We start from the raw sequence: 19212 nt of genomic DNA on the forward strand, positions 1-19212 counted from the left end.
GGGTTCCTGCGGGCAAGACCGGTCCGTAACAACCACTCCGGTCGAGTTGCCTGCCCTGTCCCGCCCGCGGCGCAGCCGGTAAAATGCCGGTCCACTCAAGGAGCGCTGCAGCGCCGGGCCCGCCCGGCGTCAGGCTTGAGGAATCCAACCGCGCTCACCTAGCCCCGTGTTTCCCCGCCAGGTGAGTCCACATGCAGACCGACGCTCCCCATCCCGACACCCTTCCCGTCCCTCCCATGCGCCTCGCGGGCCTCGAACCCGTGCTGGTCGGCGAGAAGACGCTGTTCGTCAACATCGGCGAGCGCACCAACGTCACCGGCTCCAAGGCCTTCGCCCGCCTGATCCTGAACGGCCAGTTCGAGGAGGCCCTGGCCGTGGCCCGCCAGCAGGTGGAGAACGGCGCCCAGGTGATCGACATCAACATGGACGAGGCCATGCTGGACAGCCAGGCGGCGATGGTGCGCTTCCTGAACCTGGTCGCCAGCGAGCCCGACATCGCCCGCGTGCCGATCATGGTGGACAGCTCCAAGTGGGAGGTGATCGAGGCCGGCCTGCGCTGCATCCAGGGCAAGGCCATCGTCAACTCGATCAGCCTGAAGGAAGGCGAGGCCCCGTTCCGCCACCAGGCCAAGCTGATCAAGCGCTATGGCGCCGCCGCCGTGGTGATGGCCTTCGACGAGAAGGGCCAGGCCGACACCTACCAGCGCAAGATCGAGATCTGCGAGCGGGCTTACCGGCTGCTGGTGGACGAACTCGACTTCCCGCCCGAGGACATCATCTTCGACCCCAACATCTTCGCGATCGCCACCGGCATCGAGGAGCATGACAACTACGCGGTCGACTTCATCGAGGCCACCCGCTGGATCAAGCAGCACCTGCCCGGCGCCAAGGTCTCGGGCGGCGTGTCCAACGTGAGCTTCTCCTTCCGCGGCAACGACCCGGTGCGCGAGGCGATCCACACCGTGTTCCTGTACCACGCCATCCAGGCGGGCATGGACATGGGCATCGTCAACGCCGGCATGGTCGGCGTCTACGACGAGGTGGAGCCCACCCTGCGCGAGCGCGTGGAGGACGTGGTGCTCAATCGCCGGCCCGACGCCGGCGAGCGCCTGGTGGAGATCGCCGAGCAGGCCAAGGGCGCGGCCAAGGACGACAGCAAGCGCAACGAGTGGCGCAACGGCACGGTGGAACAGCGCCTGTCGCATGCGCTGGTGCACGGCATCACCGACTTCATCACCGGGGACACCGAGGAGGCCTACCGCAACGTGCTGGCCCAGGGCGGCCGCCCGCTGCACGTGATCGAAGGCCCGCTGATGGACGGCATGAACATCGTGGGTGACCTGTTCGGCCAGGGCAAGATGTTCCTGCCCCAGGTGGTGAAGTCCGCCCGCGTGATGAAGCAGGCGGTGGCCCACCTGATCCCCTACATCGAGGAGGAGAAGCGCCAGCAGGAGGCGGCCGGCGAGGACGTCAAGGCCAAGGGCAAGATCGTCATCGCCACCGTCAAGGGCGACGTGCACGACATCGGCAAGAACATCGTCACCGTGGTCCTGCAGTGCAACAACTTCGAGGTGGTGAACATGGGCGTGATGGTCCCCTGCCACGAGATCCTGGCGCGGGCCAAGGTCGAGGGCGCGGACATCATCGGCCTGTCGGGCCTGATCACGCCCTCGCTGGAGGAGATGCAGTACGTCGCCGCCGAGATGCAGAAGGACGAGCACTTCCGCCTGCGCAAGATCCCGCTGCTCATTGGCGGCGCCACCTGCAGCCGCGTGCATACGGCGGTGAAGATCGCGCCCCACTACGAGGGCCCGGTGGTCTACGTGCCCGATGCCTCGCGCAGCGTGAGCGTGGCCACCAGCCTGCTGTCCGAGCAGGCGGCCAAGTACATCGACGAGGTGAACGCCGACTACGAGAAGGTGCGCCAGCAGCACGCCGGCAAGAAGCAGGCGCCGCTGTGGCCGCTGGACAAGGCGCGCGCGAACAAGACGCCGATCGACTGGTCGGCCTACACCCCGCCGCAGCCGAAGTTCATCGGCCGGCGTGTGTTCCGCAACTTCGACCTCGCCGAGCTCGCGAAGTACATCGACTGGGGCCCGTTCTTCCAGACCTGGGACCTGGCCGGGCCGTTCCCCGCGATCCTGAAGGACGAGGTCGTGGGGACCGAGGCCGTGCGTGTCTACGCCGACGGCCAGCGCATGCTCAAGCGCCTGATCGAGGGCCGCTGGCTCACCGCCAATGCGGTCATGGGGCTGTGGCCTGCCAACACCGTGAACGACGACGACATCGAGCTGTACACCGACGAGTCGCGCTCGCAGGTGGCCATGACCTGGTACGGCCTGCGCCAGCAGGCCGAGAAGCAGGCGGTGGACGGCGTGATGCGCCCGAGCCGCTGCCTGGCCGACTTCGTCGCGCCCAAGGGCGTGGCGAAGGACTACGTGGGCGTCTTCGCCGTGACCGCCGGCATCGGCGTGGACAAGAAGGAGCAGTACTTCCTCGACGACCACGACGACTACTCCGCGATCATGCTCAAGGCCCTGGCCGACCGTCTGGCCGAGGCCTTCGCCGAGTGCCTGCACGAGCGCGTGCGCAAGGACCTGTGGGGCTATGCGGCGGACGAGGCGCTGTCCAACGAGGACCTGATCGGCGAGAAGTACCGCGGCATCCGTCCCGCGCCCGGCTACCCGGCCTGCCCCGACCACAGCGCCAAGCGCGGCATGTTCGAGCTGCTGCAGGCGCAGGAAATCGGCATGGGGCTGACCGAGAGCCTGGCGATGACGCCGGCCGCCAGCGTGAGCGGCTTCTACCTGGCCCACCCGCAGGCCACCTACTTCAACGTCGGCAAGATCGGCGACGACCAGGTGCAGGACCTGGCCCGCCGCCGCGGCGAGGAGGTGGCGCAGCTCGAGCGGCTGCTGGCGCCGAATCTCTGAGGCTGCCGTGCCGCTGGAGGCCGCGGCCCGCGGCACGACGCGGTGCCGGCCTCGCAGAGAGCCGTCGGGTCAGGTTGCTAGACTTGCCCAGCCGGGATGTGCCGGTGCCCGACGCCCGCCGACCGCCATGGCCACCAGCCTCAGCAAGATGCTCTCGATCCTCGAGTTGTTCGACGAGGGGCACGCGAACTGGACGGCGGATGCCATTTGCGAGCACCTGCAGCTTTCCACCTCGAGCGGCTACCGCTACATCCGCGAACTCTCGGCAGCCGGCCTACTGACCCGCCTGACCGGGGGCATGTATGTCCTCGGGCCGCGCGTGATCGAGCTCGAGTACGTGATGCGCACCTCCGACCCGGTGGGCAAGGTGGGCCTGCCGATCCTGCAGCGCCTGGCCCAGACCACCGGCTGCGACGCCTTGCTGTCCAACGTCTACGGCTCCCACATCATCAACGTGCTGCATGTCCCCGGCGTCGAGTCCCTGAACGTTTCGTACACCCGCGGCCGGCAGCACCCCCTGTTCCGCGGCGCGGTCGCCAAATCCATCCTCCCCTTCATGAGCCGGGCGCAGTTGCTGAAGATCCATGCGGCCCGCCAGGCCGAGATCGCCGCCAGCGGGCTGGGCGAGGACTGGCTCGCGTTCTGGCGGCACATGCAGGCCCTGCGTCGCCAGGGCTTCAGCGAGAGCCACGGCGAACTCGATCCCGGCCTCCATGGGCTGGGCGTGCCCGTGATGGCCGATGGCTCCGTGGTTGGCAGCGTGAGCCTGGTGTTCTCCAGCGCCCGGGCCAAGGTGTTGAGCCGCGAAGGGCTGCTCGAGCAGATGCGCCTCGCGTCGGACGCTTTGAGCGCCGCGCTCGAGCCCCTGCGCGGTGACGTTCGCCTATGATTTATTGAATTTTCAAATGGCGGCAAAAATGTTGAAAACGCAACCCAGTCTAATGATTGGGCTTGGCGTCAAAGACTGAGGGTTTCCCATATATTGCAAATAAATGATTGGCGTCGCACAGTCTCCCCTTCTCCTAGGAGACACCCCCATGAAGCGTCGATCCTTTGCTGCCGCGGCCCTGCTGGGCCTCGCGCTCTCTGCCCAGGCCCAATCGGACAGCCCCCTGACCCTGGTCGTGCCTTTCCCGCCGGGTGATGCACTCGACGCGACTGCCCGTGCCGTGGCCGAGGCGGCCTCCCAGGAACTGAAGGTCCCCATCGTCGTGGACAACAAGCCCGGCGCCGCCGGCTTCATCGCCGCCGACGCGGTGGCGCGGAGCAACAGCCAGACGACCTTCCTGCTCGGCACCACCGCGATGATGTCGATCACCCCCTTCGTGCGGAAGGCGCCCTACGCGCCTTCGGACTTCACCCCCGTGGCGCGCATCGCCACCATCAACCTGGTGGTCGCCGTGTCCAGCGGCTTCCCGGCGAAGACCTGGGCCGAGTTCGTGGCGCTGGCCAGGCAGAACCCCGGCAAGTACAGCTACGCCTCGCCCGGCGAGGGCACCTTGCTGCACATGGGCATGGAGGCGCTGCAATCGACGGCGGGCTTCAAGCTGCTGCATGTTCCCTACAAGGGCATGGGCCCGGCCCTCCAGGACTTCCTGGCGGGCCGTATCGACGTGTACTCCGAGCCCGCCAACATCGCCCACGTCAAGGCCGGCACCGCGCGGGCCCTGGCCGTGGTCGGTGACGCCCGCCTGCCGGACCTGCCCGAGGTGCCCACCACCCGTGACCTGAAGATCGCCTACGACCAGGCCGGCTGGTTCGGCATCTTCGCGCCGAAGAACGTGCCCCCAGCCCTCACCGCGCGCCTGTCGACGGCCCTGCGCAACGCCGCGGCCCGGCCCGAGCTGCGCACCCGGCTGCCCGCCGGCGTGCAGTCAGCCTACCTGGCCGGTGCACCCTTCGCCGACCAGATCCGCGGCGAGCAGGACCTCTATCGCAAGCTGATCACGGACCTCAACATCAAACTCGACTGACAGACATCGCCTGTCAGGACCGCCCCATGGATCCCCACGATTCCGGCCTGTTCGACGTCGTCATCGTCGGGTATGGCCCTGTTGGCGCCACGCTCGCCAACCTGCTGGTGCAGCAGGGCCTGTCGGTCGCCATCCTCGAGCGCGAGGCCAGCGTCTACCACCTCGCGCGCGCTGGCCACTTCGACGCCGAGATCATGCGGGTCCTGCAAAGCATCGGCGTCGCCGACGAGATGGAGCCGCAATGCGGCATCACCACGGGCATGCGCTTCGTCGACGCCGACGGCCAGTTGCTGATGGAGTGGAAGCGCGGGGGGGCCAAGGGGCCCTCGGGCTGGGTGAGCGACTACATGTTCCACCAGCCCGACCTCGAGCGCATCCTGCGCGCCCGGCTCGCCGGCTCGCCGCGCGCGAAGTCCTTCCTCCTGCATGATGTCTACGCGCTCGAGGAGCGGGGGGACCATGTCGTCGTGCGCGCCGAGGACACCGCCAACGCCCGCCTCGTCAGCCTGCGTGGCCGCTACGTGGTCGGCTGCGACGGGGCCCGCTCGCTCGTGCGCCGCACCATCGGTTCCGAGCATGAGGACCTGGGCTTCAAGCAACGGTGGCTCGTGGTGGATGTCCAGACATCCCGCGACCTGGGCCTGGAGCCCGTGAGCACGCAGCACTGCAACCCGGCCCGCCCGAGCTTCGCGAGCAGCACGTCCGGCGGGAAGCTGCGCTGGGAGCTCATGGTCATGCCCGGCGACGACGTCACCCGCATCACGCGAGAGAACGTCGTCTGGGACTTCATCGAGAACTCGGTACGCCCGATCCGGCGTGAGGATGGCGAGATCACGCGGGCCGTGGTCTATACCTTCGAATCCCTGATCGCGAACCAGTGGCGAAAGGGCCGGCTGCTGCTCGCCGGCGACTCGGCCCACCGCACCCCGCCTTTCCTCGGCCAGGGCATGTGCGCCGGCATCCGGGATGCCGCCAACCTGGCCTGGAAGCTGGCCGCCGTCTGCCAGGGGCGTGCCAGCGAGGACCTGCTGGCGACCTACGAGACCGAGCGCGTGCCCCATGTGCGCGCCTTCATCCGGGGGGCGGTCGAGGCGGGCACGTTGATCCAGATGGCCGACCCCGTCGCGCTCGCCGCCCGTGCCCAGGACATGCGCGCCAACCCCAAGGCCTATGCGCCGCCCAACCCCGCGCTCGGCCCGGGCCTGCGCGATGACCACGGGCAGGGTGGCCTGGGCCGCCAATTCGTGCAGCCGCGCCTGCACGGCGTGCTGATGGACGACCGCATCGGCCACGCCTTCGCTCTGGTGGCCACCGAGGACTTCGTGCGCAGCCACGCCGACGCGGCCCGGCGTCAAGTGGCCTGCGGCGGCCTGCGCGTGGTGACCCTGCCGGCCGGCCAGGCCGAGACCCTGGCGCCCTACGGCGCGCCTGCCCTCCTGTTGCGACCCGACCGCTATGTCCACGCGACGATCCAGGACGGCGCGCAGCTGCAGGCCGTCCTCGACGCCTTGCCCGTGGCGCTGGCCTGAGATGCCGGGCGCCCCGCTGCACGTCGACAGTTTCCTCGCGGCATCGCCGCCGCCCAGTCCTGACCGTGAGCTGGACCAGGCCATGCTGCGCGCGTATTCCATCGAGCGCATGGTCGATTACGGCTGCGCCCTCGAAGACGTGCTGAAGCTGCGCCGCCGCGTCGAGGCCGGCCACGCCTGGCCCGATGTCGCCCGCCTGCTGGCGGACGACAACGAGGTGCGGGCCGAGGCGGCTGCGAGCGCCGGCCAGTCGGCGACCGCTACGCGCTACCTCCTGCACGCCGCGGCCTGCTGCCGGGTGGCCCAGGCGAGCCTCGAGGAGGAACCCGCGCAGCGCCTGGCGGTCTACGAGCGCCAGGCTCGCCTGTTCCGCGCTGCCCTGCGGCCGGCGCCAGGGACCGGCAGCGACTACTTCGAGGTCCGGCACCACGGGGCCTCGCACGCGGCGTGGCTGTTTCCCGCCGCCACGCTGTCGTCGGGCGGTCCCGCGGTAGTGGTCTGGGGCGGCGCCGACGGCTGGTGCGAGGCTTTCCACGCCGGCGTGTCCGCCTACCTCGAGCGTGGTCTGTCGGTGTGCCTGCTCGAGCTGCCGGGCCAGGGGCTCGCGCGGCTGCGTCACGGCTCCTTCCTGCAGCCCGATTTCACCCGACTGGTCTCGGCCACGCTCGACGCGCTGGTCGAACGCGGAGCGGATCCGCAGCGCCTCGGGGTCGCCGGCCACAGCGCCGGCGGCGCCCTGACACTGGCCGCCGCCGCGGCCGACGACCGCATCCGGGCCTGCTGCAGCAACGGCAGCTCGGACCAGCTCCTGCGGGGCCTGCAGAAGTTTCCGCGCGTCCTCCAGCGGTTCGGCCGGATGCTGGGCGCTGGCGCTGGCGCTGGCGCTGGCGCTGGCGTCGGCGTCGGCGAGGCCGAGGTTGCCGCCTTCTTCGACGCCGTCGACCTCACGCAGGCGGCCCGCCGCATGCGTGCCTCGTTGCTGTGCCTGCATGGCGGCCAGGACCCGCTGGTGACCGACGAGGAGATGCACCGCCTCGTCGCACGGCGTGGCGCCGACGCGGCGACGCTCGAGGCCTGGCCCGAGGGCGGGCACTGCCTCTACAACCACGCGGCCGAACGCAATGGCGTGATCGCCGGCTGGTTCGCGCACCAGCTCGCACCCGCCGCCTCCCGGAGCCACCCATGAGCCAGCGTCCCGGCCTCACCTTCAGCCATGTCGGCTTCTTCGTCACCGACCTCGAGCGGCAGGCCGACTTCTACACCCGCGTCCTCGAATTCACCGAGACCGACCGCGGCCTGCTCGAGGGCCCGCAGGGTCCGATGCAACTCGTGTTCCTCAGCCGTGACCCGGACGAACACCACCAGATCGTGCTGATCTCGGGGCGGCCCGCGCAGGTCCCGTTCAACGTGATCAACCAGGTCTCGCTCAAGGCCGACTCGCTGGCGACGCTGCAGCAGTTCCACGGCCGGTTGCAGGAAGCCGGGGCGGCCGAGATCCTTCCGGTCACCCATGGCAATGCCCTGTCGGTCTACTTCCGCGACCCGGAGGGCAACCGCGTCGAGCTCTATGTCGACACGCCCTGGTACGTCACGCAGCCCTGTCGCGTGCCGGCTCCGATCGAATTGCCACCCGACGAGTTGATGGCCTGGGCCGAGCGCCACGCGCGCACCCTGCCCGGCTTCCGTCCCCGCAGCGAGTGGCGGCGCGAGATGGCGCGCCGCATGGGGCTGGAGTCCTAGGCAGCCTGCCGCGCCAGCCGCTGCGCCCCCCACAGCGCCAGCGCCGCCAGCAGGCTGGCTCCCAGCATCACCCACAGGCCCGCGGTGTAGCCCCCCGCGGGCGTCCACAGCAACCCCATCAGCCACGGTGCCAGCGCCCGCGCCAGCGCGATCGGCAGGCCCAGCGCGCCATTGAGCGTGGCCACGTGGGCGCGGCTCACGTACTGCGCGATGGCCGTGCCCTTGACGATGGTGATCATCCCGTTGCCCAGGCCGTACACTCCGATGAACACCAGGGCCAGCGTGAACGAACCGCCAGCGGCCAGGCAGGCGAGCAGGGTGGCCAGACCCAGGGGGATCAGCAGCGGCACCAGCCGGTTCGCCAGGTGCGGGTCGAAGCGCTGGTCCGAGACATAGAGCAGGGCCCGCCCCAGCACCTGGATCACGCCCACGCTCGCCGGCACGCCCACCACCCACGCCGCCGGCAGGCCGGCCTCGCGCAGCAGGCTCACCATGTGCGCGGGCAGCGCCGCGGCCACGCCCATCATGCCCACGGTGAACACCGCCACCAGCAGGAAGGGCGCGCCGCGCATGAGGCGGCCCGGCGCCTCGTGCGGCGCATGCGCGGGATGGGGCGGCGCCGGCGGCGGTACGCCCCGGGCCAGCACCCACGCATGCAGCGGCACGCACAGGCCCAGGTGCAGCAGCGCCAGCACGCCGGCCGCGCCGCGCCACCCCAGCGTGTCGACCAGCCAGGCGGTCAGGGGAATGAACACCGTGCTCGCCAGCCCGCCCAGGAAGGTGAGGGTGATGATGGCCCGCCGGAAATCCTGCGGGTAGCGGCGCGTGACCACCGCGAACACCGGCGGGTAGAGCGTGGCCGACAGTCCCGCCCCGAGCAGCATCCACACCGCGTAGAACGAGGCGATGCCGCTGACGAAGGCATGCAGCCCCAGGCCTGCGGCCACCACCAGCGAGCCCCCGGCCATGACCAGCCGCTCGTGCCCGCGGTCGATCCATCGGCCCACCGGGTAGGCCAGCGCGCCCTCCACCAGCAGCGCCAGGCTGAAGGCCAGCGAGCTCTGGGCGCGGCCCAGGCCCAGCTCGCGTTCCACCGGCTCCATCAGCAGCGAGAAGCCATAGAAGACGCTCCCCCAGGTGACCAGCTGCCCCAGCGACAGCCAACCGACCACGCGGCGGTCGTAGCGGTCGCTGGGCGGGGACAGGCTCATGCGCGTGATTCTTCCACGCACGGTGGGGCCGGCATGCCCGGGGGTGTCACCCGTTCAGTTCGTTCCAGAGTTCGCGGTCGCGCGCGTCGGTCCAGATCGAGGGCTCGCCGCCGCCGGCCAGCTCCTCGAGGGCGCGGCACACGTCGAACGGCATCACGTGCTGGAACACCGGCCACTGGCCGTACTTCGGCCGCATGGCGGCCAGCGCGGCCTCGTAGGTCTCGCGCCGGCTGCAGCCGCGGCCGTGGGCCTCGGCCACGCAGGCCCACAGGTCGTCGAGGAAGCCGCGCGTGGCGGCGATGGCCGTGCGCGCGCCGGCGGCCTCCATCAGGGGCGCGCCGCGACCCGGCATCAGCGCGCGCGGGGCGAGGGCCTCCAGCTGCGACAGCGTCGACGACCATTCGCGGATGTAGCCGTCGCCCGCATACACCGCGCACTGGTTCTCCACCAGGTCGCCGGCGAACAGCACCTGCTGCGAGGGGATCCAGGCCACGCTGTCGCCGCGCGAGTGGCCGCGGCCCACGTGCAGCAGCTGCACCTCCAGGTCCCCCAGCCACAGCGTGAGGCGGTCGCCGAAGGTGATGTGGGGGTGGGTCAGCCCGGGGATCTGCTCGTGGCCCTGGAACAGCCGCGGGAAGCGGCCCCGCTCGCTGTCGTAGTCGGCCTGCCCGCGCTCGCGGATCCAGGCCTGGGTGCCGTCGCTGGCGATCACCGTCGCGCCCTCGAAGGCGCTGGCGCCCAGCACGCGCACCGCGTGGTAGTGGGTCAGGAACACATGGCGCACCGGCAGCGGCGTCACGCTGCGGATCGCCGCCAGGAAGTCGCGCGCCATCGCCGGCGTGGCGCGCGTGTCGATGGCCAGCACGCTGTCCGGGCCGACGATGAAGCCGCAGTTGGGGTCGTAGTCGGACGCATAGGCCCAGGCGTTGTCGGACAGCTGCACCAGGCGTGCAGTCTGCTGGCGGCTGTCGGCGGCGGAGGCGAAGGAGACGGTGGTCATGGTTCAGGCGGGCCGGGGGTTGCGAAGGGGGGCGGCGGCCGCGTCGATGCAGGCCTGCAGCGTGGCGGCATCGCCGACCTGGTTGGCCAGCAGCATCACGAGGCGCGCATTGAGCAGGGCGCTGTCGCCGTCGCCCAGGCCTTCGTGGGCGGCGACGAGCGCGGCGTAGAAGCCGTCCGGGTCGGACAGCCGCGAGGTGGAGAGGTCGGCTTGCATGGAGGCCTCAGGAGGTCACGGGAAGGGATTGGCCGAGGCTGCGGCGCACGGCGGCGGCCAGGGCCGCGCCGTCGTGGCGGGCCAGCGCGGTGGCCAGGTGGCCGTCGGGCCGCACCAGGGCGATGCCGCCGGGCGCGGTGCCGGCCTGGGCGGCGAGCAGGCCCTGCGGGTCCTCGACGTCGCGGCCCACGACCCACAGGCGCACCGGCAGGCCGTCGGTGGCGGCGGCCAGCGCGCCCAGGGCGGGCGCGGAGCCAGCCGCGGGGAAGACGAAGGCGGCGTGTTCGCAGCCCGTCTCGCGCAGCACGTCCACCAGGCCCAGGTCGCGGCCGCCCGCGCGCAGCGGCACGTTGGGAATCAGCCGGCCGTCCTGCGGCCCCGGGCCCACGGTCGGCAGCCCGCCGTAGTGGTGCGAGGACATCATCCGGCCGGTGTTCACCAGGCCGCGGGCGAAGGCGTACTGCTCGCGGGCCAGTTGCACCACCGCCTGGCGCAGCGTGAACTCCATCGGCGAACGCGGCTGCATGAACCGGCCCGAGCGGCTGGTGATGCGGATGTTCTCCTGCGCCGCGCGGTGCCGCTCGAGGTGGTAGGTGTCGAGGATCTCGGGGCCGGCGCGTCCCTGCAGCAGCAGCTGCAGCTTCCAGCCCAGGTTGTCGGCGTCGGCGATGCCGGAGTTGCCGCCGCGCGCGCCGAACGGGCTCTTGGCATGGGCGGCGTCGCCGATGAAGACCAGGCGGCCATGGCGGAAACGCTCCATCAGCATGGTGCGGTAGGAATAGGCGCCGACCCAGACGATCTCGAAGTCCACGTCCGGCCCCAGCATGGCGCGCACGCGCTCGCGGGCCACGTCGTGGCGGCTCACGTAGGCCGGGTCGGCGTCCGGCGCCATCTGGAAGTCCAGGCGCCAGACCTGGTCGGCCATCAGGTGCTGCCACACGCCGCGGTTGTCGTTGAAGGGCGCCTCGACCCAGGTCCAGCGCTCGTTCAGGCGCTTGTGGGTGAACTTCACGTCGGTGATGCACCAGCGGTCCAGGCCGCGCTCGGTGTGCTCGCGCAGCTGCAGCAGCTGGCGCACCGCGCTGTTCACCCCCTCGGCGTCGACCACCCAGTCGGCCTCCAGCGTGTAGGCGCCCGCGGGCGTCTGCACGTCCAGCTCGACGCGGTCGTCGAGGTTGCGCGCGCCGGTGACCTTGTTCTTCCAGCGCAGGTCCGTCAGTCCCAGCTCGAGGAGGCGGTCGACCAGGTACCACTCCAGGTAGAACTGCTGGATATTCACGAAGGGCGGCTGCAGCGACACGCTGGCGGGCTGGAAGTCGAACTCGTACAGCACGTCCGGCCCGGACAGCACCTTGCCCACCGACCAGCGCGTGCCCTTGGCGGCGATGCGCTCGTAGATGCCCACGCGCGCCATGATCTCCAGCGTCTTCTGCATGTAGGCGATGCCGCGGCTGGAGGCGCCGCGCACGCCCACGGTGTTGTCCTCGTCCAGCACGGTGCAGGCGACGCCGCGCGAGGCCAGGTCGGCCGCCAGCGTGAGGCCGGCCAGGCCGGCGCCGACGATGACGAGGGAGTGCCGCTTACGTTGCTGCCCGCCGGCGCCGGGCGCCAGCTCGGGCGGCGGCACGAACTCGAACTCCGGCAGGCGGTAGTGGGTGCTTGTCTCCATGGTCTGTGTCTCCCGGGTCCGCATGCGGACTCCTTCAGGCCATGGAAGTTACCGGCGCGCCGCTGCCGCGTCTGTCCTGTCGGACAACGACAGGTGCGGCCGCCTCAGTGCACGCCGCGCAACTGGAACAGCTGGCGCTGGCGCTGGATGCCCAGCTTCTCGAAGGCGCGCTGGCGGTAGGTGGCCACGCTGGTGGGGCTCAGGCCCATGTCGCGGGCGCACTCCTTGGCGCTGCGGCCGTCCAGGATGGCGTCGACCACCTGGCGTTCGCGCGGGGACAGCAGGGCGAAGCGCCCGTCCGGCCCGGGCGATGCCGCCACCGCGGGGGCGGCCAGCGCGAGGTGCCGCCGCAGCGCCGACGCCACCAGCCGCGCCTGGCCGCCGAAGGCCGCGAGCGCGCCTTCCAGGGGCACGTCGCAGATCGACGGCCGGTAGGCGTTGAGGACGCCCCATCCGCCATCGACCGCGACGATCAGCGACAGCCGCTCGGCCAGGCCGATGTCCTCGTAGCTGCGGGCCCACTGGTGGTCGGGCAGCTCCTCGCGGCTCAGGCAATTGAGCAGGAGATCGTCCCGGGCGTGCTCGACGACGCGCGCCGTCGGGTCCACGCGGTAGAAGCCGTCGCGCACATAGCACTCGCCCACGCTGTGGGCCTCCAGCCCGGGCAGGCGGGCCGTGCCGATGCGGACCGGCGCCGCGCCCGCATGCACGAAGAGGGAGCAGTCGCTGGCCCCGACGGCCTCGCGGCAAAAGCCCAGGAGCGACGGCACGAAATGCTCGTCGCCGATGGCTTCGACCACGCCCCACATCGCGCTCGCCACAGGCGATGCGCAATCGCCGGACAGGGAGATCGTCTTCATGCGGACATTGTCCGTGCAGGCGCCGGCCCGCGCGGCCCCCTGCGGGATTGGTACTTTCCATTGAGAAGAAAGTGCTGTCGTTGTTCGACAGGACAGACGCCGCCCGGGGGCAGGGGAAGAATCCGCCGCGACAGGAGACAAGCCCCATGGCCACCGCCCACGCCACCGAGCCCCGCCCGGTGCACGGACTGCATCACTTCGCATGGCGTTGCCGCGATGCCGAGGAGACGCGCCGTTTCTACGAGGACCTGCTGGGCCTGCCGCTGGTGCACGTGATCCAGAAGGACCACGTGCCGAGCACCGGCGAGTACTGCCCCTACGTGCACATCTTCTTCCGCATGCGCGACGGCTCGTGCATCGCGTTCTTCGACCTCGGCGACGGCCAGGCCGCCCAGCCCTCGCCCAACACGCCGGCCTGGGTGAACCACATCGCCCTGCGGGTGGACGGCCCGCAGGACCTGGAGGCCATGCGCCAGCGCCTGCTGGCCCACGGCGTGGCGGTGCTCGGGGTCACCAACCACGACGACTACATCCACTCCATCTACTTCTTCGACCCCAACGGCATCCGCCTGGAGCTGACCACCGAGGTCGCCTCGGCGGCCACGGTCGACGGCTACGCCCGCAGCGCGCACGAGCAGCTCGCGCGCTGGACCCGGGACAAGCAGGGACGCTGACCCCATGGCTCACGACACCTCCCTCTCGCTGCGCCTGGCGTCCCTGCGCGATGGCAGCCGCGACGGCCGCCTGGTGCTGGTGGACGCCGGCCAGCGCCGTTGCCTCGCCGTGCCCCACATCGCGGCGCACCTGCAGGCCGCCCTCGACGACTGGGCCACCGCCGCCCCCCGGCTCGCCGCCGAGCAGGCGCGCCTGGACGCCGCGGGCTGGCCCGGCGCGCAGGCCTTCGACCCGGCCGCCTGCATGGCGCCGCTGCCGCGCGCCTACCAGTGGGCCGACGCCTCCTGCTACCGCAACCACGCGCGCCTGATCTACCAGTGGCGCCGCGAGCCGATCCCGCCGCGCTACGAAGACGAGCCCCTGGTCTACCAGGGCGGCTCCGACGTGATGCTCGGGCCCTGCGACCCGCTGGAGGCGGTGGACGAGGCCCATGGCATCGACCTCGAGGCCGAGATCGGCGTGATCACCACCGACGTCCCCATGGGCACCCGGGCGGCCGAGGCGGTGGACCACATCGCGCTGGTCGTCCTGATCAATGACGTGTCCCTGCGCGGGCTGATCCCGGGCGAGGTCTCGCGCGGTTTCGGCTTCTACCAGAGCAAGCCGGCGACGCATTTCGCGCCGCTGGCCGTCACGCCCGCCGCCCTCGGCGCCGCCTGGCGCAACGCCACGCTGCACCTGCCGGTGCAGGTCCACATCAACGGCGAGTGGTTCGGCGCGCCCAACGCGGGCGAGGAGGTGGTGTTCGACTTCGGCCGCGTGATCGAGCACCTGTGCCGCACCCGCTCGCTGGCGGCCGGCACCATCGTCGGCGGCGGCACCATCTCCAACGCCGACGAGCGCACCGGCAGCGCCTGCATCACCGAGGCCCGCGTGCGCGCCACGCTGGCCGGCGTGCCGGACGACCGGCTGCGGCCCTACCTGCGCCACGGCGACCGCGTGCGCATCGAGGCGCTCGACGACGGGCGCAGCGTCTTCGGCGCGATCGACCACCGCGTGCAGGTGCGCGTCGCGCGCTGATACCCGTTCCCGACTCCCGTTCCGACAGGCCACACCATGAATGCTCCCCATCCCGCGGTGCCTCCCTTGCGCGACCAGATGCTGATCGACGGCGCGTGGGCCGCCGCTGACAGCGGCGCCACCTTCGAGGTGTTCAATCCCGCCACCGGCGAGGTGATCGCGCGCGTGCCCCAGGCGAGCGAGCGCGATGTCGACCGCGCCGTCCAGGCGGCGCGCCGGGCGCTGGTGTCGCCGCAGTGGAGGGGCCTCACGCCCTACGCCCGCGAGCGCCTGATCCACAAGCTGGCTGACCTGGTCGAGGCACACGGCGACGAACTCGCCCGGCTGGAGACCCTGAACCAGGGCAAGCTGCTGCCCTGGAGCCAGGCCATCGAGGTGGGCGGCAGCGCGCAGTGGCTGCGGTACATGGCGGGCTGGGCCACCAAGATCGAGGGCAGCACCTTCGAGGTCTCGATTCCCTTCCCGCCCGGCACGAAGTACCGCGCCTCGACCCAGCGCGTGCCGGTCGGCGTGGTCGGCGCCATCGTGCCGTGGAACTTCCCGCTGGCGATGGCCGTGTGGAAGATTGCGCCGGCCCTGGCCTGCGGCTGCACCGTGGTCCTCAAGCCCGCGGAGGAGACGCCGCTGACCGCGCTGCGCCTGGCCGAACTGGCCCTGGAGGCGGGGTTCCCGCCCGGCGTGCTGAACGTGGTCACCGGCGACGGCGAGACCGCCGGCGCCGCCCTGGTGCGCCACCCCGGCGTGGACAAGGTCTCGTTCACCGGCTCCACCGAGGTCGGGCGCCTGATCGGCGCGCAGTGCGGCCGCGACATCCGCCGCGTCGCGCTGGAGCTCGGCGGCAAGAGCCCGGTGATCGTCCTGGACGACATGGACGTCGAGACCGCCGTGGCCGGCGCGGCCGGCGCCATCTTCTTCAACCATGGCCAGGTCTGCACCGCCGGCTCGCGCCTGTACGTCGCCAAGCCGCTGTACGAGAAGGTGGTGGCCGGCCTCGCGCAGGCGGCCGATGCCACGGTGCTGGGCGGCGGCTTCGATGCGAACGCGCAGATGGGACCGATGGTCTCGGCGCGCCACCGCGACCGGGTGATGGGCCTGATCGGCACCGCCGCCGCCGAGGGCGGCGAGGTCGTCGCCGGCGGCCGCCGCGGCGACGGCCCGGGCTACTTCGTGCGTCCCACCGTGGTGGCCAACACCGCCGGCAAGGACCTCACGCTGGTGCGCGAGGAGGTCTTCGGTCCGGTCCTGGTGGCCATGCCCTTCACCGACCTGGACGAGGTGCTGCAGCAGGCCAATGCCAGCGCCTACGGCCTGGGCGCCAGCGTCTGGACCCACCACCTCCAGAAGGCGCAGCGCGCGATCGACGCGCTGGAGGCGGGCACCGTCTGGGTCAACACCCACAACATGGTCGACCCCCACATGCCCTTCGGCGGCTTCAAGGCCTCCGGGGTCGGCCGCGAGCATGGCCGCAGCGCCATCGAGGCCTACACCGAGCTCAAGTCGGTCTGCATCGCCTACTGAATCCCACCCATCCCGTACTACAAGGAGACAAGCACCATGTGGAATCGCCGTACCCTCTGCGCGCTCGCCGCGTCCGTCGCCTGCGTCCTGGCCGCGCCCGCGCAGGCCCAGACCACCTTGACCGTGTCGAACTGGGTGCCCGTGGGCCATCCCGTCGCCAACGCGATGAACAAGTGGATCCAGGACGTGGAGAAGGCCACCGCCGGCCGCGTGAAGTTCCAGACCCTGCCCAAGGCGGTGGCCACGCCCCAGGCGCACTACAACGCCGTGCGTGACGGCCTGGCCGACGTGAGCTTCACCGTGCTGGGCTACACCCCGGGCCGCTTCGCCCTGTCCGAACTCGCGGAGCTGCCGCTCATGGGCATCACCGCCGAGGCGAACTCGGTGGCCCTGCAGCGCGTGGCCGAGCGCCACCCGCAGTTCATGGCCGAATACAAGGACGTGAAGGTACTCGCGCTGTTCACCCACGGCCCCGGCGTGATCTTCAACATGAAGAAGCCGGTGCAGACCCTGGACGACCTCAAGGGCCTGAAGTTCCGCGTCGGCGGCGGCGTGGTCAACGAGGTGGGCAAGCTGATCGACGCCAACACCACGCTCAAGCCCGCCACCGAGTCGTACGAGCTGCTGTCCACCGGCGTGATGGATGGCGTCTTCCTGCCGTTCGAGTCGATCTCGACCTACAAGATCGACAAGCTCATTCGCCATGCCACCACCTTCCCCGGCGGCCTGTACAACTCGGCCTTCCTGGTCATGATGAACAGGGACGCCTACCAGCGCATCCCGGCGTCCGACCGCGCCATCGTGGACAAGATGGCCGGCGAGCCCTTCGCCCGCGCGCTGGGCCGCTCCTTCGACGAGAAGGACCAGGAAGGCACCGCACTGGCCCAGGCCAGCGGCATCAAGGTCACGCCCGCCTCGCCGGACATGGTCAAGTCCATCCAGGCCAAGGTCGGCGTGCTGGACCAGAAGTGGATCGAGACCGCGCGCGGCAAGGGCCTGGCCAATCCGGACAAGGTCCTGCAGGAGTTCCGCGCCGAGGCGCGCAAGCCGTGACGATGCGCGCGGCTCTGGAAGCCCTGGCCCGGGGACTGGACCGCGCCCTCACCGGGGTGGCGGGCCTGGCCCTGCTGGCCATGATGGTGCTGACGTTCCTGGACGTCATGGGTCGCAAGTTCTGGGTCTCCGTGCCCGGCGCGCTGGAGGTCAGCGAGATCCTGATGGTGGTCCTGCTGTTCTCCGGGCTGCCGCTGGTGGCCTGGCACGCCGAGCACGTGTGCTTCGAGCTGGTGGACAAGATGTACCGCGGCGCGGCCGCCGTCTGGTCCCGGGTCTTCATGGACCTGTTCTGCGGCGTGGTCTTCGGCGCCCTCGCCGCGGCGGTCTGGAAGTTCGCCGGCCGCACCATGGAGGACGGCGAGGTCACGGTCTACCTGAAGTGGCCGATCGGCTGGTTCGTCTACCTGATCGCCGTGCTGGTCGGCGTCGCCGCCGTGATGCACCTGGTGCGCGCCGCCACCGTGGACCGCGACCCGGTCGAACCCGACGAGGCGCTCCCGTCCGGGAGCTGATACCCCATGACTGTCTGTCTTCTCGGCTTCGCGGCCATCTTCCTGCTCATGGCCCTGCGCATTCCCATCGCGATCGCGATGGGCGTGGTGGGTTTCGCCGGCCTGGCCCTGCTTCGCAACTGGAACGTGGCCGTCGCCAGCACCCTGGAGGTGGTCAAGAGCACCGGCTTCTCCTACACCCTGTCGGTGGTGCCGCTGTTCATCCTCATGGGCAACTTCACCGCGCGTGCCGGCATGGCCCGCGAGCTGTTCGACCTGGCCCGGTCCTTCCTGGGCCACCGCCGCGGCGGCCTGGCCATGGCCACCATCGGCGCCTGCGCCGGCTTCGGGGCGATCTGCGGCTCCTCCATCGCCACCGCGGCCACCATGGCCAAGGTGGCCTACCCGGCGATGAAGGACCTGGGCTACGACGATCGCCTGTCCACCGGCGCCATCTCCTCGGGCGGCACGCTGGGCATCCTGATCCCGCCGTCGACGGTGATGGTGATCTACGGGATCATGACCCAGACCAACATCGGCAAGCTGTTCGCGGCCGGCATCGTGCCCGGGCTGCTGATGACGGTGCTCCTGTGCCTGGCGGTGGCGTGGATGGTCTGGCGCCATCCCGAGATGGCCAACCGCAGCGAGCGCCAGGGCTGGGGCCTGCGGCTGCGGGCGCTCGGCGAGATCTGGGGCGTGGTGCTGCTGTTCGGGCTGGTCATGGGCGGCATCTACGGCGGCCTGTTCACCGCCACCGAGGGTGCGGGCTTCGGCGCCTTCGGCGCCTTCGCGTTCGCGCTGTCGCGGCGCGTCATCACCGTGCGGGTGCTGGGCGAGATCCTGTCCGAGTCGGCGCGCACCACGGCGATGCTGTTCACCATCCTCATGGGCGCGCTGATCTTCGGCAACTTCGTCAATTTCTCCGGCATGCCCGATGCGCTCAAGGAGTTCGTGATGCAGTTCGGCGTGCATCCGATCCTGGTGGTGGTCGCGATCTGCGTGATCTACGTGATCCTGGGCACGGCGATGGAGGAACTCTCCATGATCCTGCTCACGGTACCGGTGTTCTTCCCGCTGATCGTGCAGCTCGGGTTCGACCCGCACTGGTTCGGCGTGCTGATCGTGGTGGTGGTCATGGTCGGCCTGATCAGCCCGCCGGTGGGCATGAACCTGTTCGTGCTGACTTCGCTGCTGCCGCGCGTCTCGCTGCAGACCGTCTTCCGGGGGGTGTGGCCCTTCATGTGGGCCCAGCTGGTGTGCCTGGCCCTGCTGATCGCCTTCCCCGACATCGCGCTGTTCATCCTGCGCTTCATGGACTGAG

General features: G+C 70.7%; 17 protein-coding genes and 1 riboswitch. Of the genes, 12 read left to right on the top strand and 5 right to left on the bottom strand.

Annotated features, from left to right (window positions below):
• The first annotated feature begins 91 nt into the window (after nucleotides 1-91).
• A riboswitch (S-adenosyl-L-homocysteine riboswitch) is annotated at nucleotides 92-163 on the top strand.
• Between the two features lie 73 nt (nucleotides 164-236).
• The 6 genes from metH (at nucleotide 237) to ACT80S_RS11270 (ending at nucleotide 8175) form a co-directional block, all read left to right on the top strand.
• Nucleotides 237-2933, top strand: coding sequence for a methionine synthase (gene metH, locus ACT80S_RS11245; RefSeq protein WP_377415733.1), 2697 nt, complete (start codon nucleotides 237-239; stop codon nucleotides 2931-2933).
• A 127-nt stretch (nucleotides 2934-3060) separates the two neighbouring features.
• Complete coding sequence (locus ACT80S_RS11250) at nucleotides 3061-3822, top strand: IclR family transcriptional regulator (protein ID WP_377415735.1); 762 nt, start codon at nucleotides 3061-3063, stop codon at nucleotides 3820-3822.
• A 148-nt stretch (nucleotides 3823-3970) separates the two neighbouring features.
• Entirely contained in the window at nucleotides 3971-4906 is a 936-nt protein-coding gene (locus ACT80S_RS11255) for a tripartite tricarboxylate transporter substrate binding protein (RefSeq protein WP_377415737.1), read from the top strand.
• A 26-nt stretch (nucleotides 4907-4932) separates the two neighbouring features.
• On the top strand, nucleotides 4933-6435 hold the full coding sequence (gene mhpA / locus ACT80S_RS11260) for a bifunctional 3-(3-hydroxy-phenyl)propionate/3-hydroxycinnamic acid hydroxylase MhpA (protein ID WP_377415738.1): 1503 nt from the start codon (nucleotides 4933-4935) through the stop codon (nucleotides 6433-6435).
• Between the two features lies 1 nt (nucleotide 6436).
• The gene (locus ACT80S_RS11265) at nucleotides 6437-7621 is read left to right on the top strand and encodes an alpha/beta hydrolase family protein (protein ID WP_377415740.1); all 1185 of its coding nucleotides are present in this window, start codon (nucleotides 6437-6439) and stop codon (nucleotides 7619-7621) included.
• The gene (locus ACT80S_RS11270; RefSeq protein WP_377415741.1) at nucleotides 7618-8175 is read left to right on the top strand and encodes a VOC family protein; all 558 of its coding nucleotides are present in this window, start codon (nucleotides 7618-7620) and stop codon (nucleotides 8173-8175) included. Before ACT80S_RS11265 ends, ACT80S_RS11270 begins: the two co-directional genes overlap by 4 nt.
• On the opposite strand, the gene ACT80S_RS11275 is transcribed toward ACT80S_RS11270, so the two are convergent.
• The 5 genes from ACT80S_RS11275 to ACT80S_RS11295 form a co-directional block, all read right to left on the bottom strand.
• The gene (locus ACT80S_RS11275) at nucleotides 8172-9386 is read right to left on the bottom strand and encodes an MFS transporter (protein ID WP_377415743.1); all 1215 of its coding nucleotides are present in this window, start codon (nucleotides 9384-9386) and stop codon (nucleotides 8172-8174) included. The two genes, ACT80S_RS11270 and ACT80S_RS11275, sit on opposite strands and share 4 nt — an antisense overlap.
• A gap of 46 nt (nucleotides 9387-9432) precedes the next feature.
• Nucleotides 9433-10386, bottom strand: a complete 954-nt coding sequence (locus ACT80S_RS11280) for an MBL fold metallo-hydrolase (protein WP_377415745.1) — start codon at nucleotides 10384-10386, stop codon at nucleotides 9433-9435.
• A 3-nt stretch (nucleotides 10387-10389) separates the two neighbouring features.
• Nucleotides 10390-10602 carry a DUF2783 domain-containing protein gene (locus ACT80S_RS11285; RefSeq protein ID WP_377415747.1) on the bottom strand — a complete coding sequence of 71 codons (213 nt, stop codon included), beginning with the start codon at nucleotides 10600-10602 and terminating at the stop codon, nucleotides 10390-10392.
• A gap of 7 nt (nucleotides 10603-10609) precedes the next feature.
• A complete protein-coding gene (locus ACT80S_RS11290; protein WP_377415748.1) occupies nucleotides 10610-12271 on the bottom strand; it encodes an FAD-dependent oxidoreductase in 1662 nt (553 codons plus the stop codon).
• 104 nt (nucleotides 12272-12375) lie between these two features.
• On the bottom strand, nucleotides 12376-13131 hold the full coding sequence (locus ACT80S_RS11295) for a helix-turn-helix transcriptional regulator (protein WP_377415749.1): 756 nt from the start codon (nucleotides 13129-13131) through the stop codon (nucleotides 12376-12378).
• Between the two features lie 146 nt (nucleotides 13132-13277).
• Here ACT80S_RS11295 and ACT80S_RS11300 point away from each other — a divergent pair, with 146 nt between their 5' ends.
• The 6 genes from ACT80S_RS11300 to ACT80S_RS11325 are packed head-to-tail and all read left to right on the top strand — an operon-like array spanning nucleotide 13278 to nucleotide 19211.
• Nucleotides 13278-13805, top strand: a complete 528-nt coding sequence (locus ACT80S_RS11300; RefSeq protein WP_377415750.1) for a VOC family protein — start codon at nucleotides 13278-13280, stop codon at nucleotides 13803-13805.
• Nucleotides 13806-13809: 4 nt separating this feature from the next.
• Nucleotides 13810-14826 carry a fumarylacetoacetate hydrolase family protein gene (locus ACT80S_RS11305; RefSeq protein WP_377415752.1) on the top strand — a complete coding sequence of 339 codons (1017 nt, stop codon included), beginning with the start codon at nucleotides 13810-13812 and terminating at the stop codon, nucleotides 14824-14826.
• A gap of 36 nt (nucleotides 14827-14862) precedes the next feature.
• Nucleotides 14863-16344, top strand: coding sequence for a phenylacetaldehyde dehydrogenase StyD (gene styD, locus ACT80S_RS11310; protein WP_377415754.1), 1482 nt, complete (start codon nucleotides 14863-14865; stop codon nucleotides 16342-16344).
• A gap of 36 nt (nucleotides 16345-16380) precedes the next feature.
• On the top strand, nucleotides 16381-17397 hold the full coding sequence (locus ACT80S_RS11315; RefSeq protein WP_377415756.1) for a TRAP transporter substrate-binding protein: 1017 nt from the start codon (nucleotides 16381-16383) through the stop codon (nucleotides 17395-17397).
• Nucleotides 17398-17399: 2 nt separating this feature from the next.
• A complete protein-coding gene (locus tag ACT80S_RS11320; protein ID WP_377415870.1) occupies nucleotides 17400-17912 on the top strand; it encodes a TRAP transporter small permease in 513 nt (170 codons plus the stop codon).
• A 6-nt stretch (nucleotides 17913-17918) separates the two neighbouring features.
• Nucleotides 17919-19211 carry a TRAP transporter large permease gene (locus tag ACT80S_RS11325; RefSeq protein WP_377415757.1) on the top strand — a complete coding sequence of 431 codons (1293 nt, stop codon included), beginning with the start codon at nucleotides 17919-17921 and terminating at the stop codon, nucleotides 19209-19211.
• The last annotated feature ends 1 nt before the right edge of the window (nucleotide 19212 follow it).

The organism is Ramlibacter sp. MAHUQ-53 (assembly GCF_052600055.1).